Origin of the sequence: Pseudanabaena sp. Chao 1811, assembly GCF_027942295.1 — a bacterium.
GTDB lineage: Bacteria > Cyanobacteriota > Cyanobacteriia > Pseudanabaenales > Pseudanabaenaceae > Pseudanabaena.
This window is the reverse complement of the sequence record NZ_CP101416.1, coordinates 1,916,809-1,933,640: the sequence shown is the minus strand read 5'-3', so window position 1 is coordinate 1,933,640 and position 16,832 is coordinate 1,916,809. Positions and strand designations below refer to the sequence as shown.

General features: G+C 41.4%; 12 protein-coding genes. 5 read left to right on the top strand and 7 right to left on the bottom strand.

Going from position 1 to position 16,832, the window contains the following annotated elements:
- Window positions 1-186: 186 nt before the first annotated feature.
- The gene (locus NMG48_RS08960) at window positions 187-975 is read right to left on the bottom strand and encodes a DUF928 domain-containing protein (protein WP_271254900.1); all 789 of its coding nucleotides are present in this window, start codon (window positions 973-975) and stop codon (window positions 187-189) included.
- A 276-nt stretch (window positions 976-1,251) separates the two neighbouring features.
- Here NMG48_RS08960 and NMG48_RS08955 point away from each other — a divergent pair, with 276 nt between their 5' ends.
- On the top strand, window positions 1,252-1,341 hold the full coding sequence (locus NMG48_RS08955; RefSeq protein ID WP_126389856.1) for a cytochrome b6-f complex subunit PetN: 90 nt from the start codon (window positions 1,252-1,254) through the stop codon (window positions 1,339-1,341).
- A 36-nt stretch (window positions 1,342-1,377) separates the two neighbouring features.
- Here NMG48_RS08955 and NMG48_RS08950 read toward each other — a convergent pair whose 3' ends face one another.
- A complete protein-coding gene (locus tag NMG48_RS08950) occupies window positions 1,378-3,849 on the bottom strand; it encodes a CHAT domain-containing protein (RefSeq protein ID WP_271254899.1) in 2,472 nt (823 codons plus the stop codon).
- Between the two features lie 9 nt (window positions 3,850-3,858).
- Window positions 3,859-6,357, bottom strand: a complete 2,499-nt coding sequence (locus tag NMG48_RS08945) for a two-partner secretion domain-containing protein (protein ID WP_271254898.1) — start codon at window positions 6,355-6,357, stop codon at window positions 3,859-3,861.
- A gap of 643 nt (window positions 6,358-7,000) precedes the next feature.
- Between NMG48_RS08945 and NMG48_RS08940 the strand changes: the two genes are divergently transcribed.
- Window positions 7,001-8,626: a ShlB/FhaC/HecB family hemolysin secretion/activation protein gene (locus tag NMG48_RS08940; protein ID WP_271254897.1), complete on the top strand. Its 1,626-nt coding sequence runs from the start codon at window positions 7,001-7,003 to the stop codon at window positions 8,624-8,626.
- Between the two features lie 153 nt (window positions 8,627-8,779).
- On the opposite strand, the gene NMG48_RS08935 is transcribed toward NMG48_RS08940, so the two are convergent.
- The 3 genes from NMG48_RS08935 to NMG48_RS08925 all read right to left on the bottom strand — a co-directional run bounded on the left by NMG48_RS08935 (window position 8,780) and on the right by NMG48_RS08925 (window position 10,894).
- A complete protein-coding gene (locus NMG48_RS08935; RefSeq protein ID WP_271254896.1) occupies window positions 8,780-10,009 on the bottom strand; it encodes a DUF6575 domain-containing protein in 1,230 nt (409 codons plus the stop codon).
- A gap of 23 nt (window positions 10,010-10,032) precedes the next feature.
- Window positions 10,033-10,440, bottom strand: a complete 408-nt coding sequence (locus NMG48_RS08930; RefSeq protein ID WP_271254895.1) for a hypothetical protein — start codon at window positions 10,438-10,440, stop codon at window positions 10,033-10,035.
- 232 nt (window positions 10,441-10,672) lie between these two features.
- On the bottom strand, window positions 10,673-10,894 hold the full coding sequence (locus NMG48_RS08925; RefSeq protein WP_271254894.1) for a hypothetical protein: 222 nt from the start codon (window positions 10,892-10,894) through the stop codon (window positions 10,673-10,675).
- Window positions 10,895-11,048: 154 nt separating this feature from the next.
- On the opposite strand from NMG48_RS08925, the gene NMG48_RS08920 reads away from it, so the two are divergent.
- From NMG48_RS08920 to NMG48_RS08910, 3 genes are all read left to right on the top strand, one after another.
- The gene (locus NMG48_RS08920) at window positions 11,049-12,281 is read left to right on the top strand and encodes an LL-diaminopimelate aminotransferase (protein WP_271254893.1); all 1,233 of its coding nucleotides are present in this window, start codon (window positions 11,049-11,051) and stop codon (window positions 12,279-12,281) included.
- Window positions 12,282-12,383: 102 nt separating this feature from the next.
- Entirely contained in the window at window positions 12,384-13,016 is a 633-nt protein-coding gene (locus NMG48_RS08915; protein ID WP_271254892.1) for a Uma2 family endonuclease, read from the top strand.
- Between the two features lie 121 nt (window positions 13,017-13,137).
- The gene (locus NMG48_RS08910) at window positions 13,138-14,790 is read left to right on the top strand and encodes a bifunctional metallophosphatase/5'-nucleotidase (RefSeq protein WP_271254891.1); all 1,653 of its coding nucleotides are present in this window, start codon (window positions 13,138-13,140) and stop codon (window positions 14,788-14,790) included.
- 92 nt (window positions 14,791-14,882) lie between these two features.
- Here the strand turns inward: NMG48_RS08910 and NMG48_RS08905 are convergent, their stop codons facing one another.
- Window positions 14,883-16,631, bottom strand: a complete 1,749-nt coding sequence (locus NMG48_RS08905) for a zinc metalloprotease HtpX (RefSeq protein WP_271254890.1) — start codon at window positions 16,629-16,631, stop codon at window positions 14,883-14,885.
- Between the last annotated feature and the right edge of the window lie 201 nt (window positions 16,632-16,832).

Here is a 16,832-nt window from a genome sequence, read left to right as displayed (position 1 = left end):
GGTCTCCAAACCAAAGAAATTTTCTAAAAAGATGATTCTGCAATCTTTGGTAGTACTACAAAGGAAAGGATTTATTGAGGTAAGGATGGGCGGCGCTTCGCGCCGCCCATCCTTACCTATTTAGCACTACCCAATCTTTTTAGAAAATTTCTCTGCTTACAATTTCTTACAAGAGGCTGTAAAGCATCACTTTTGTGAGACAAAAGCATATGAAAGAACGCGATCAAGACTTGCTGACTTTAATATCGCTATCCATTCATCAGTAACTTCAGAGCTTTTGGGTACAGTTCGTTGCGCATCTGCCAAAGTCGTCAAGGTCTCAAACCACAGGCTTTCTTGAGCAAACAAAGCCGCTCGATCAATAGGTTTTGATAGTTTTGATAGTTGCTCTGTCAATTTTTTCGTTGGTAAAATGCGACGTACTGAGCCATACACTGTCTTATTGTCAGGTATCGTCGCGCTGCCATAGGGTGTTTTATTGGTTGCAGTGAGAACTGTAAACTCCCATGAATATATTTTTCCAATTGCTAGTGTCGGAGCATCTTCAGGTAATTTGAAAGCAATGATCCCTGCATCATTATTGATATCGAAGGAAGTTTGATAAATGGGTTTATTGGGTGTTTCGGCACTATCTTCATAAAGACGGAATCTTACCGATCCACGATGTTTAGGACTGAGAAAATAGATTATAGGACGTTCAGAAATAGTTCGAGGAACTGGGTTCTTATTTATTTCTAAATTTGGAACCAAAGCAATTAAACAAGAAATGAGACAACCTGAACTGCGTGTAATACCTGATGCTGAAGTCTTAGGCGCATCAAGATCACTAGGGGGGACATAGACGACTCTACGGGACTGCGCTTGAGCTAAAGGGGAAAATAGGTTTAGGGGTGCAAGAATGGCTGTACTAGTAACTAGGCAAGAAAAAACCGATGCTACTAATATTTTTTTTGACAAATGTGATACAGAAGACATGATGCGATCGCCTCCAAAAAAGTGATCTACTGCTGAATCTATGTAGTTATGACGCAAGGCATAATGCGCTAAAGATCATAACCTTGAGATCCTAAGATAATTAAATAAGAATGCAACTTCTACGAAAAAGTTGCTATAGACATTCGACTGAATATTATCTAATTTGAGATTTTGCCTAATTCGAGCTAGAGATCGCCACAACCCAACCAATTTGCCTTTGGCACAGGAAAGCGTATTATAGTATTTAGAAAAAAATTTTTAAATTGTTACAAAACTATGGATATCTTGTCATTTGGCTGGTTCAGTTTATTAGGTATGTTCACATTGTCGATCGCTTTTGTTGTCTGGGGACGTAACGGACTATAAGCTTAAAGAGGGTGATGCTTTGCATCACCCTCTTTGCTATTCGGCTTCACCAATTAATGTAAAAGCAGCCCAATTAAGCGGATCGGGATATTTGGCTTTAGTCACAAGCATTGCTTGGCGTAAAGCCTCCGCCTTGTTAGGAATTGTCTGAAATTTTGTATAAAACATAGTCATTAGTAGCGCAGTTGGATCGTCAGGTACTGACCATAGCGATACCACCACACTAGGTACACCTGCGGCAATTAGCGATCGCGATAGACCGATTACCCCATCACCCGTTAATAGCCCCTGTCCAGTTTTGCAGGCACTTAGTACCACCATTTCAGCATTCAGATGCATCGTAATAATCTCGCTAGCCGTGAGAAAACCATCATCATTGTGACCATCTATTTGACTAGGAGCAAGGGCGATCGCTCCGGGGATATCCCCACTACGATATTCCTCTAATAGTCCGTGGGTTGCTAGATGAATAAACCGTGCCGATTTCATTTTTGCGACAACTTCTACTTTCGTGGCTTGCTTACCTGTTAAAAAGGTCGTATTAAGTAAAGCAGCGATCGCCTCTGCTTCTTTGGCAGCCCCTCGCAAAGTTGGTAATTGGACAGGTGGATTGCCGAGACTTGGCATCGCGGGATTACCGACAATTAGCATTTCCTTTAAATTAACTTGTTGTAACTGGTGGCGAATTTGGTGCGTGAAGTCTAGCACCTGAATAGCAGGAGCAATTTGCACCATGTAGTTATCAACGAGAAAATTATTTTGTGGATCAATCAAAGCAGCAAAGGGAACTAAAAACAGCAGTGATTGCGGTAAGAAAATTATTCGTGTCTGGGCATCTTTCGGTAATAGGTCTTGGATTGGTTGAACGAGAATGGAGTGTAGCTGTTTGAGTTGCGCGTATTTAACTAAAACATCCTTAGGATTTTGCTCAACTGAGCCAGCATCATTAAACAAACTACGGATATCGCTGACGAGATCAATTATTGACACGTTTAATTTGGTGAGATCGACTTCCCTAAAAGCGATCGCCCCCGAAGGTTGGACTACCCAGATATAGAGTTTGATATATTCGCCCTTGAGTTTCCCTTGCCCAATAAAGTTAGGATTGGAAATGAGTGAATACTCTACGAGTACAGCTTTTTGTTGTTGGGCAATACGCCGAATATCTGCAATATTGACTGATGAGAGAGCGCGTAAATCGATATTGCCATTTTGTTCTATTTTTTGTTCTATTTTTGATTCTATTTTGGGTTCAGATTTCACTCCTGCACTTGTTTTGAGACGACGGGAAAGAAGCTCGGAAAAAGCACGGGCGCGTCCATGTTCAGCAATTTCTAGTGCTTCTTCGGGTTTACCCTGCGCGATCATAATTTGCTGAAGTAGATTGAAGGCATGAAGTTGGGTGTCAAAGATGGAAACCTTGTCACTGTCATTTAAATTAGAACGGAGAGAGTCTAATAAGCTCAGCGTAGTCCGAAATTTTTGTTCTGCCGCCGCATATTTTTGCGATCGCCAAAGGATATAACCCCAATTGCTCAAAGCGAGCGCTTCTAATCGCCGATCACCGATTTGTTTCGTTAATTGCCAACTTTGCTCTTGAAAAGATAACGCCTTATCGTATTCTTCCAAAAATACATAGGCTAATGCCAATCCACCAATTGCCGCGCCTTCAATACGTGGATTTTTAATTTCCTTCCCAACTGCCAAGGCTTGTTCATAATAGGCGATCGCTTCTTTATATTTTTTCTGAACATGATATCCAGAACCAACATTATTGAGTGCCTCCCCTACGGCTGACCTTAGACCAATTTTCTGAGCGATCATCAAACTTTGCTTGTAATAGTCGATCGCTTCTGTATATTCTTCTCTAGTTGCGGCAATTAATCCCAAACTATTCAGTAAGAGAACTACACCCGTATTATTCCCAACTGATTGCGCGATTTTTAGGCTCTGCCGATACAGAGCATCAGCTTTATCATAGTTGCCAAGATCATAGTAAATATTTCCCAGACTTGCGAGAACCTGTCCTTCGCCTTGACGATCGCCTAGTTCTTTCCTAATTGCTAATCCTTGGTTATGTAGTTCGATCGCTTTGACATAATTACCAACAACACGATAGTTATTGCCAAGATTGCCTAGGGCATTGGCTTCAGCTTGCCGATCTCCTACGCTTTGCGCTAAGTCTAAGGATTTCTGCAAGTAGGCGATCGCTTGCTCGTACTTACCGAGCCTTTTTGAAGCTTCTGCCATGATCTCAAGGACATTGAGTTCACCCTTGCTATTTTGTTGTTGTTGATAGAGCCGCAATGCTTGCTGCCAACTAGCGATCGCTTGATCAAACTTTTGGTCGAGAAATTGCTGCACACCAGTTTGGACAAGTTCATCGGCTGTTGATCGCACATCTTGCGATGGAAAAACAGGATTACTAATGCCTGTTGCCAAGGAAGTACTTGGTGTCATCAAGCAAATTAGAAAAGAGATGGCGATCGCATAGCCTTGATTCGTCATAGCAGATGATTACTCTTTGCAAGGTGGCAAATTAGATCGGGTAGTTGTGCGCGTTACTACCGCAGAAGGGACAGATGCGGTGATCGTCAGAGATGGCTTCTTATTTCCTGTCGGCTCACAGTCTTTAATTTCACCAGCATTTGCCGATAGATTCGCTGTACGCGCAGTCGCGATCGCATCTCCATTCAATGCATTAGCAGTCACGGTATTAGCAAGCCCAATATTAGAGCTAAACGACTGGTCAGATAGTAATGTCAGTACTTGCGGTGGGATGCTATCAACGCCAATGCCAATTTGACCATCTACGCCACTGGTAATCGGAGTTTTGCCAACTACAAAATTAGTATCCTGAAGGAGTCGAATATTAATCAAATTATTTCCCCCCAGTCCATTGCTAGTTGGAGTAATAATTGGCGCTTCATTGCCAAACTGGAGAGAAATATTGCCCTTAGCATTTGGCGTTGGACTTGCCGCAGTGGGATTGGCAACAAAAACATAAATACTGTACCGAGTATTTGCTATTGCACCAGTGGGAGCACCATTGATGGGCGTTCCCGTCACCTGAAATCGACCTGCGGTAATGTTAAGAATATTATCAGTGGTACTCGCATTCTGCCCTACTTGCAGGTACCCATTATTAACTAGCACAGCACCGTTAGGAGCATTTAAATTTACGGTTGTGCCAGTACCCACAAAGTTATTGCGAACTACAAAATTCCCTACAATGTTAATGTTCCCATTCTGTGCGGTTAATGAAAGTGTAGGACTTGGAGTCGAGGCAAACCGAAAAGAGGTACTGAACCCACCACCACTAACAGCACTGCTATTAACAATAATATTATTCCCTGCAATAAAGCTCAAAGACTGGGTATTGCTACCATTAAAGTCAAAACCATTCCCCCCATTATTAGGAACATTGATATTAATGTTATTCCCAGCTTGAAAAGTAAGGGAAGTAGCTTGAGTATTGTTGAAGTTTATTGTGTTATCTAAAGTGATGTTGTTAGTTGCTTGAAGTAATACATTGCCTGCTACACCACGAAGATCAGAATCTTGAATATTGATATCAGTTCCAGCTAAAAATGCAAACGGTATTGTTCCTGTTGCAATTTGGACTGCAACACCTGCACTACTTACTGCACTGCTAATAGTAATGTTATTTGGGTCAAGCAAAAGCGTTCCAGCAATGCCGTTCGGTGCTGTTGTATTCACTTTCCCTTGAAACAGTAAGTTTTCTTTGCCCGATACTTCTACAAAGCCACCATTTCCACTAACTGCGCCACCCTTGACCGAGATATTTCCCAAATATCCAGTCGAAAGATCGCTCCAAGCAATCACTTTGCCACCATTGCCATGACTAAGCGCATCAGCAAGAATCGTAGAATCTTGACTGACAAATGTATATTGAGCATTGGGAACTGTTCCTTTTCCTTGTAAATTCCCACCAATTAAAATTGTTCCACCACCGATCGCACCTGAAGCATTGAGCTTTGCCGAGATTAGTCCCACGCGATCGCCTAGGACATTAATCTCGCCACCTTTACCAATATGGCTAGATACATCAATCACGCCTGATGCGATCGCTGTTCCTGCAACGTTAGGAATTGGTGTTCTTGACACCAACACATTACCTGCGGTATCCCTATCTAAGCCCGTCATATTCCGTAGGGTTACAGAACCAGTGAGCAAGCTTGGCAAATCCTGCGCTACAATCGGTGACTTTCCTAATTCATTCTGGGCAGCAATGGGAAGTTCTAAACTCAACAGACTTCCTTCTGGTGTGATTTTTACATATTTACCATTGGGAATTGCGGCGATGGTTACTTTCCCTGATGGGGAGGTGATCGTGCCAGTGTTAATCACTAAGCCACCAATGAGCGTAATGCTTTGTCCATGATTGACTGAGAGATTGCCTGCGTTCACCACTGGTGCAGTCGGCGAGGAATTAGGCATAGATGGGTTAGCAGCAAATCCAAAAGCCTGTGGATTACCAGTTAAATTTTTGATCGCATCTACACTGGTATTCACCCCAAACCAGCCATTGCCCACCTGAATACCATTAGCGGTAGTTGCGGTAAAGGCAGCAGGAACATTCAAGCTAGCATTTGCACCGAAAATAATTCCCGCAGGATTTAATAGATACAGATTAGAATTGCCACCTGTAACTTGAATCAAACCATTAATGACAGATGGATTACCACCAACAACTCGCCCTAGAATATTTTGAATATTAGGATTAGATAAAAAATTAGCAATTTGTCCTTGATTTAAGCCAAATTGCTGAAAGCTGTGATAGAGATTTGCCCCAGCCTGCGTGCCACCCGTAATATCTATTTGTTGAGGATGATTAGTTGCCGAGTTTACCTTTGTGCCTAAATCACTAGATGGCACAATTGATGGGTTAGCTTGGGCAAAAACGGCACTACTCGTCACCAAAGGATGCATTAACAGTAAGGCGATCGCAGCTTGTCCAATGGCTTGGGAATTACGTTTGACTGCTGTGAGCATTGCGGTTTCTCCTTATGTTGATGAGGGAAGCGAAGGAACAGATATTAATTGCTTAGATTCTGATAATTACTGATGAAATGGCTTGTTACTTCAAGAATCTCAAATGTAGTAAGCCTATATCATTTGGAGATTTTTGGGTTTATGGAATAGCTTTCCTAGTACTCTTCCACAAATCCGTTGGGATGTCTATAAGTAGTTTGTTGGAATTAAATGCAGGATGGGATCGCTTACACATCCCCTTTAACCAATTGATGCGTTACTGCACTAACAAAACCTACAAATAATTAAGCCCAACTAATTACTGCCTCAATATACTTAAATATAGCAGTCCTAAATCATTTGTAGATTTTGGTTTTGTGGAGTACACCCAGAAGAGGTACGTCTCCATAAACCATTTAGGATTGCTATATATAATTGTAAAGGGCTTAGAAGATTTTTATAGCATTTAAACACATAATCAATATTGTAATTTTTGTTAACTGTTGTATATTGTTGACAAAGAAATTTGCTCATTTTTAACATTATTAGTTATTCTTGCGTAAATCTTTGCTAACAGAAAATTAATATTAACAGCATGAAATTATCTAACTTCCTTAGTCTGACACTATCACGTTCTTTAATATTCAGCTGTATTAGTATTACTTTGATCATTAATTCAATAGAAATAGCCGCTTCTGAACCTGTTAGTCATCGCTCTAAGCTGAGTAATACAAGTACTAAAGTTGATCGTAATGATCATTCTCTAGTACCTTTGTCAACAGTGCGATCGCTTATTGCTCAAGCGATCGCAATTAAAAAAGTCAATATTGTTGGCAGTACTATATTAAATCAGGATGATCTAGCGCCGATTTTGCAAAGTCTAGAGGGGAAACAAGTAACTGATGAGCAGATTCAAAAAGCGGCTCAATCAATTACCCAAATTTATGCAAATCGTGGCTATATCACGTCCCAAGCAATAGTCGATACCCAGAAAATAGTTGATGGTGTCGTTACTATTCAAGTTATTGAAGGCAAAGTTGAAAAGATTGAAATCGAGGGGTTAACGCATACCAATCTAGATTATGTGCGATCGCGAGTGGCGTTAGGAGTTAGTGTTCCTGTCAATACGACTCAAATCGAAGAACAATTGCGATTACTCCGAGCAGATCCCATTTTTAGTGATGTAGAAGCTAGTTTAAAAGCAGGCAGTTTAGCTGATAGCAGTATTCTCGTTGTGCGAGTCAAAGAAGCAAGTCAATTTGGTGGATTTGCTTCGTTTGACAACTATTCTCCACCCGCAGTCGGTTCAGAGCGCTATGGTGGTGGCTTGTTTTTCCGTAATCTTTCTGGGAATGGCGATACTCTGACAGCTTCCTATTATGGCACAACCACCAGTGGTTCCAATCAATACGATCTATCCTACAGTTTGCCTGTCAATCCGATGAATGGAACCTTGACCCTGCGATATGCTCCCAGCAACTATCGCATTACCCAAGCTCCGTTTGATGTGTTAAACATCCGTGGTAATAGCAATTTATTTGATGTAAATTTTCGTCAGCCACTAGTCCGCTCAACTATTGAAGAATTTGCTTTGTCCTTGGGTTTTAGCTATCAACAAGGGCAGACATTTGCCTTTAACAACTTAGCCACTCCCTTTGGTATTGGGCCAGAAGCTGATGGAACTAGTCGCACTAGTGTGGTTAGATTCGGTCAAGACTATAGCTCACGCGATACATTTGGAGCATGGTCTTTGCGATCGCAGTTTAATTTAGGACTTGGCATCTTTGGTGCAACCCAAGTGACGATCCCTAATGGTACATTTTTGAGTTGGTTAGGACAAGTTCAGCGAGTCCAGTCTTTGAGTCCAGATTCGCTCTTAATCGGCTCCTTGGATTTGCAGTTATCGCCAAATTCATTATTGTCTTCGCAGCAATTTACGATTGGTGGTGGTCAGTCATTGCGGGGTTATCGCCAAAATGCGCGCACTGGGGATAATGGAATTCGCTTCTCCTTAGAAAACCGCATTGCCGCACTACGCAATGAGAAAAACGCTCCATTATTACAAATCATTCCTTTTCTCGATGCTGGTGCAGTATGGAACAATTCTAGCAATCCTAATACTTTGCCAAGTCAAAACTTTTTGGCTGGTGGTGGTGTTGGTTTGCTATTTACACCAGTTGAACGCTTAAATATGCGTTTAGATTATGCAATTCCTTTTGTCAATCTCAGCGATCGCGGTACAAACTTACAAGAATCTTCCTTATACTTTAGCTTAGGCTATCAGTTTTAATATGGAAGCCCTCACGAATTCTGATGTGTTATCTGATGAGGATGTCTTACCTGCGCTAAGTTTAAACTTGCGATCATTATGAGGATAAGTTGAATATGAATCCAATCTGTAAAAACTACGGCTCTATGAAGTATTCTTAACACTTTAAATCCATTAAGAATCCTTATTTATTTCAAGCTTAAGAAGTTCTAGATTTACTAATTTATACTTTGCTTTTGTTTCTCCCGTTACTTTATTTACTTCGATAGTCTCTTCGATTGTAGCTTTATAAATATCCTCAAGTGTCATATCTATATCACTTGTAAGTAAAGAATCTGCAATCTCACCTTTATACTTAAACTCTTCAGAAATACTCCTAAGCTCAAATCTCTTCGATTCTATATTTCCTCCAACTAAAACACCACTGACCTCAAGAATTTCAGGAGCAGTTATCTCCATTTTGCTAATTAAATAGAGTGCATTAATGGCATTTCTATAAGTGAGCATAGTGGATCCTCCTTTTTCAGGATGAGGAGAACCCCAATCAAAGTTAACATCACTTTCTGCATCTGCTACAAAATTTAAGAAGATGCGATATTTTGATGCAAAACGTCTACCTAAAGTATTTACTATCTCAATAAAATCATTATTCCTAGAATCAACTTCAGTATTTATATTACTGCTATTACTAGCATCGATTAACTTAAAAAATACATCTAGAGCCTCTCCTATTAGTGAATCTCTCAGGAGGTTAACATTAGTAGCTGCAACTAGATCAACAGCATAAGATCCCCCTGAAGTAGCTGTTGATAAAAGCTCAGTTTGTTGAGAAATAATTTTTTTTGTATTATCTTCAATTTGATACCCTATGGAATCAATAACTTCTTGTAGGGAAGATAGCATATTACCCCACATCTTTATAGGTGCTTCATTGCGTGTATATTTTGGAAATTTTACCTTAAATCTTAAGACTTCGCGCCATAAAGACAATGCAGTTTGTTTTAATTCTTCAGCAAGCAAAATAGGTAATGTCTGAGTTTCCAAATGGATAAATTCACCCGCCAAAGGAAGCATATCTTTAGATAGATTTTCACAAGGTAATACTTCAATTTCGCTAATTTGTTCATCGATAAAAGGAACTTTTACTCTATGGACAAATCCGTCTTCTGCAAGTTTAAAACTATCATGTAAATCAATCCCTCCAGATCTTACATACTCAAACCTTTTTTGTGATAAAGGAGTATAAAGCCAGTGTTTATACTCCTCATCTTCATCTATTAAAACAGCAAGAAAAATTTGCCCAGATGCATTTTTACATGCAAAAAGGCAAGGTTCATCATACGCTTCATAAACCTCGACTATATTTAATTTCCCTAGATAAGTATATTTAGGTAAGAGGTTCATAATTTTATAAAAATAGCACCCGATTATGCACTTTGGGGTGGTTCAATAATCTCCTGAAATAATGTCCAAGGTTTTACATCACTTGGAACCCACCAACTATGATGTGACGAGTCATTTTTTCCAGCAGATGGAGTATGCTTTATTTTACCCGAAGATTCTTCTAGTTTTCCTTCTGCTATTGATTTCTTCATGTAATTCGGTATTGTTTTCTGTAGTCTAATAGCCTCATCTCTGCTTACTAAAACTGACAAACTACATGCTCGGCATTCTTTCTCCGTTTCTGGAAATTTTCTCTTAGGATAGAGTTCCCTCACTGTTAAAAAATGCTCAGATTTAATTTCGTTATCCCCTAAAAATCTATATACAGTTATAGATTTACAATCAGCATCGTTGGGTGGACAAGAGTCTGGGAAATGATTAGACCATTGCATGTAAGCTAAATAATAGATATGTTTTTTGTGTATCTTTAGTGGAGTATATATGATAATTAGACAAAAAGATAGCTCTTTTCTAAACACTTTTTAGTTAGATAATAGTGGGCGTAGCAAGAAAATCTCCGATCTACCAGAATCAATCTTCCCAAACAATTTCGCTGTATCTTTTGCCAACTGCTCTCTTTGCTACAATCAAGAACAACATTAGTAGTATCAATAGGAACTCGCATTACGTGTGTTTCTTAGTGAGATAGTTAACATAATCATCCTTAGCATCAAGTTCATCCATTCCAGCCGAACTTTTGGCTATACCTCTAAGGCTCGATAGGTTACCACGTTTTACAATTGGTTGAGACTCCCGTTTTAGAGACTCTAGGAGAGTTTGCACCAACTGCCAGCGATCGCTAATTGGCAATTGCAAGGCTTGTTTTTGTAGTTCTTGTGATGTCATCGCAAAGACTTACCTAAAGATTACTTGTATAAATTGTAGTCCAGACTAGAAATACAGAGATCGCACTTGTCCCATATTGATTGATCGCATTAGCAACTTCATCAAGGCATAATATAAAACTATACAAAAATCAAAAAAGATTAACTCATCCATCATGGCTACCGTTAACGACAACTATCTCAAACTCAAGGCAGGCTACCTGTTTCCCGAAATTGCAAGACGGGTAAACGCCTTTATCGAGGCAAATCCTGACGCAAAAGTGATCCGTCTTGGCATTGGCGATGTCACCGAACCCTTGCCAGAGGCATGTCGTGATGCCATGATCAAAGCGGTTGAAGATATGGGCGATCGCAGTTCATTTAAGGGATATGGACCCGAACAAGGCTACGCATGGTTGCGTGAAAAGATTGCCGCAAATGATTTTCAGGCAAGAGGCTGTGATATTGACGCTTCCGAGATTTTTATTTCCGATGGCTCTAAGTGCGACTGCGGCAACATTCTCGATATTTTTGGCGATGACAATATCATTGCTGTCACAGATCCTGTCTATCCCGTGTATGTGGATACGAACGTCATGGCAGGACACACAGGCGACATCAACGATAAAGGTGAATACGAAGGCTTAGTTTATTTGCCTGTAACTGCCGAAAATAATTTCACAGCCGAGATTCCCACCAAAAAAGTCGATTTAATCTATCTCTGCTTCCCCAACAATCCCACAGGCGCAACCGCAACAAAGGAGCATTTGCAAGCATGGGTTGATTATGCGCGTGCTAATGGCTCAATTATCTTCTTTGATGCTGCCTACGAAGCATTTATCACCGATCCTAGCCTTCCTCATTCTATTTACGAAATTGAAGGCGCAAAAGAATGTGCGATCGAATTCCGTTCTTTCTCCAAGAATGCAGGATTTACAGGTACTCGTTGCGCGTTAACCGTTGTGCCTAAGAACTTGATTGGTAAGGCGAAAGATGGTTCTAACGTAGAATTATGGAAGCTCTGGAATCGTCGTCAATCCACTAAGTTTAATGGTGTTTCCTATATCGTCCAACGTGGCGCAGAAGCCGTCTATTCTGAAGAAGGAAAGGCACAAACTAGAGCCTTGATTGACTTCTATATGGAAAATGCCAAGATTATCCGCGAGAAGTTGACTGAAGCAGGATTGGCTGTCTATGGTGGTGAGAACGCTCCCTATGTATGGGTGCAGACTCCCGCAGGGCTGACCAGTTGGGATTTCTTTGATAAGCTCTTGCAAACCTGTAATGTAGTGGGAACCCCCGGTTCTGGTTTTGGTGCAGCAGGTGAAGGTTACTTCCGTATCTCAGCTTTCAACAGTCGCGATAATGTGAATGAAGCCATGCGTCGTATTCTCGATAAGTTCAAATAGCAAGAATCTCTGTGCTTTGCACAGAGATTCTTGCTGTAGGGGAAGTTCATGAATTTCCCCTACGCTATAATTAGCTCTTAACGTTACGTCAGAGGTACGATCATGGTCATCGCTCAAGCTAAACCGATCGCAAAAAATATATCTCCAGAATCTGAACCTTCAGATGGCAAAGTTCGTATGACCCTAGAGGAATATCGGGCGATCGCCGAAACATCTGAAGGACGTTATGAATATTGCAACGGAGAAATTATTGCTATGACAGGAGGATCGTCTGCTCACAGTTGTATTGCTGTAGACATCACCACATTCTTGAATATCGCGGTTCGTAAAACCAATTTTCAAATTTACAATGGCGATCTGCGTATTTGGGTTCCTACTTTTAATCATGGAACCTATGCTGATGTTCTAGTAATTAACGGTGAGCCAGAATTTAACGGTGATCGTACCGATGAAATTCTAAATCCTTTATTAATTGTGGAAGTTCTATCTCCTTCCACCGAAGGCTACGATCGCGGCGATAAGTTTAGAAAATATCGCTCAATTCCTAGCTTCTGTGAATATTTGCTTGTTAGTCAAGTAGACCCTTATGTAGAACAGTACTACCAACTGGATCGCCAAAATAATAACGATCGCTGGCAATTACAAATATGCGATCGCTTAGAGCAGACTATTCATTTACAGAGCTTAAACTTGGAACTGCCAATGTCAGAAATTTATCGGCGGATTAAATTTTAAGCGCAGCGCTGCCTTTCCTAACAAAAAGACTGAATGTGACAATCAATTGAGCAAGTGAACTATTGCTAAAAACAAGCGCTAAACTGGCATAGAAAAACCTGTGAACTTGAGGGTGATGACTGTGAAAGCGAAGAATAGTTTAAAAGCGATCGCTAAATACTTAAAACTGAAACTTCAGATGAGGCGATCTTTTCAGATATTCGTAGCTTTCGTGATTACCTTTCTGATTGCCGTGTCTCCTACGCTGTTAAATGTTGTTGCACAGGAAAGTCGCTTCTCCCTCAGAATTTTGCATACCAACGATCATCACGCGCATTTGGAACCTGTCAAATATGGCGATCGCTTATTGGGTGGAATCGCCCGTCGCCGTACTCTCATCGATCAAATCCGTGCGGAGAATACAACCAATCAAGAACCTTTGCTGCTCTTGGATGCAGGGGATATTTTTCAAGGTACTCTCTATTTCAATCAATATCTCGGACAGGCTGACCTCGATTTTTATAATGCCCTTGCCTACGATGCTGGAACCATTGGCAATCATGAATTCGATCGCGGTCAGCAAGTCCTTGCCGACTTCATCGCTAAGGCAAAATTCCCCATCATTTCTGCGAATCTCGACATCGCGCCCGAATCGCCTCTCTATGGCAAAGTTCTTCCTTGGCATATTCTCAATGTCAAAGGCGAAAAGATTGGAGTATTTGGCTTGACAACTCCCGATACAGCGATTTTATCTAGCGTTGGGGATGGTGTGAAGTTTACCGATCCGATCGCGGCGGCGCGTAAATCAGTCCAAAACCTTAAGCAACAAGGAATTAATAAAATTATTGCCCTGACTCACATTGGTTTTGACAATGATGTGTTACTGGCGCAAAAAGTCCCTGACATCGATATCATCATTGGCGCTCATAGTCATACGCCAGTCGGCAATATTCCCAATGCTAATCATCCCTATCCATTGGTTGAGAAGAATGGAACCAAGGAACCTGTACTAGTAGTTACGGATTGGGAATGGGGCAAATACTTAGGAGATCTGTCGGTGAGTTTCGATCGCACAGGTAAGTTAATTGCTTGGGCAGGAAAGCCCCATGCCCTTGATGCCAGTATCAAGTCTAATCAAGAATTTGCCGATAAACTCAAGGCATATGCAGCACCAATTGAGGCATTACGTCAAAAGATTATTGGTAAATCTTTGGTGGCGCTAGATGGCGATCGCGTGAAAATGCGAACTAGCGAAACGGCTTTAGGTAACTTGATTGCTGATGCGATCTTGGCAAAAACAAAGGCTGATCAAGTCCAAGTAGCTCTGATTAATGCGGGAGGCATTCGCAACGGTTTCCCTTTAGGCAATATCACGATGGGCAATGTCTTGGAAGCACTTCCCTTTGGCAATACGATTACAAGGGTGGAATTGACTGGTAAGCAGTTAAAGGAAGCCCTAGAAAGTGGTGTGAGCATGGCAGAGCAAGAGGAAGGCAGATTTCCCCAAGTGGCAGGAGTTCGCTTTGTCTGGGATGCGAAACTTCCCGCAGGTAAGCGCGTTACGAAGGTAGAAGTAAAGGATGCTTCAGGGACATTCCAATTGTTGAATCCCAATGCAATTTATAAGGTAGCCACAAATAACTTCCTCGCCTCTGGTGGTGATGGTTATCGCGCCTTTGCTGAAGGTAAAAATCTTTTAGAAACTGGGTATCTGCTATCAGATGCGATCGCCGAATATATCAGTGCTAGCTCACCATTACAGGTAAAAATCGAGAATCGTATTGTGCGTCAGTAGTAAAGGCGATCAAGGTCGCTGCCATAATAAAAGAGAGGGCGATCGCCCTCTCTTTTATTGGAATATCTAATCTGAACTACTTGTTTAGCAAGTTATTTCGTAAGAAATAGCAATGCGCCGATCGCTAAAAAGATGATTGACCAGACTAGTCCCCAAAAAGCGGGATGACTGGATACTTTATTACCATTAGTAGTAGATAGAAGTTCTAAATCCATCCAAGAGGCAATACCACGACGGAACCAACCCTTAGCAGTAGTTTCCATTCCAATCAAACCCTGTACCCGCTTCATGCCAAAGAAGAAATTACCAAGAGGACCCCAACGGGATGCATAGAGCAGATACATCATCCCTGATTTGTCCTGTAACTTCAGATCGGAACCAAATACATAACCTGCATCACCACGACCGATCAGAGTTCCTTCCAATTGCACAGGTTGACCACGTAGAGGGCTAGCATAGGCATCGGACATCAGGGTAATTACATCAGTTGCTGGCGCATTCTTGGAACTGGGATACATGACCGACCGTTTAAAGATCATCACTGCACCTAGCAATAGTAATGGAATCGCCACAAATGCTTTTAAGCCACCAATACTCTTAAATAGAACTGCACCGATCGCTAAACCAAGGATAATCGCAATGAATTCTGCACCATAGAGCAGAACATCTTGATAGAACGTACCATAAAGGCGTTTTTTGTCGAGGCGTTTACCCTCAGCAACTACACGCCCCATATCAAACTCCATATCTAAACCAAGCTGCTCAGCATAGTTACTGAGAGCACGAACTCGCTTGCCCGTGAGCGGATGGGTCGAGTTTAGCTCCATCCACCAACCCCAAGGATTAAACAAATCCCACAGGAAGAGACGACCAATTTTTTCTGGAGAAGATGAAATTTGATAAGCCGTACCCGTAGAAGCTGCTGCCTTAGCATCATAGATACCAAGGGCGCGAGTACCCTGCATCAAACGACTTGGCTCCGTTGCTTTTTCAGTTTCTTGGACGATGCCATAGGCAATTTTGACCAAAGCGCGTGACAAAGCATTGGGATTACCCGTTTGCTCGGCAGCGAAATGGTCAGCAAAATATTCTCTGGTACGCGATAGATAGAGCAGCAAATATGTGCCGACGATATAAAAGCCATAGGCAATAAAGGCAGTAATCATCGCGGCATTTTCTGCCCGTTCATCATTAATTCTTTTACCAACCTCGCGAATGGTGACATAGAGCAAATAAGTAATTTGCACCAATGTCGAGGCAACGGTCATCACCGCAAAGTCCCAATGGACAATATGCCCTAGTTCATGGGCATAGACAGTGGCAGCTTCGTCATCATCTAGATATTTGAATAAACCTGCACTGACCACTAGACGAGCGCTATTAGGCAAAGCCCCATAGGTAAAAGCAGTCGGATTGTTATCATCAATAATCCCTAAACGTGGCTGGGTAATCTTTTTGAGATTGCAAACACGTTGAATGGTGCGAGCTGATTCAGGGCTGAGGCGTTCAATTTCTTCGATCTTGACCCAGCGGGTGTGATAGAGCCAACCTTGAGTCAAGTCCATGATCCAAGGCGATACAAAGAAGATGATCGCATTGACTAAAACAGTGACGATTACCGCAACGCCAAATCCAAGGATCGGATTGGGGCTATTGACGATAAAAATTGTTGCCGTGACTAGGGAAAATACAATCCCCACAAGTAGGGCGATCGTAATACTAGAGGCAAGGGCAAGATTACCTGCAATTTTAGCTGTGACGAGGCTTGCACCAACTTGATCGGCACGCCCCGCCTTATGAGGTAATTCTGAATGGGGAAATTCTGATTCTGGTGTGGACATACAATCCTCTCTTCAGTTTATTGAGTCCTAGTTTGAGTAATTAGTCCCGTGTTGTAATGTTTTTGTTGCTCAATGGCTTCAAAACATCACCATAATTCAACTATAGGTTTCTAGAATTTAAGCTATACAAAACATTACCCAAATTCTAGTTATCACATTCAATACATCTCAATAAATCTATGATATAGCGCTTTTTAAGCA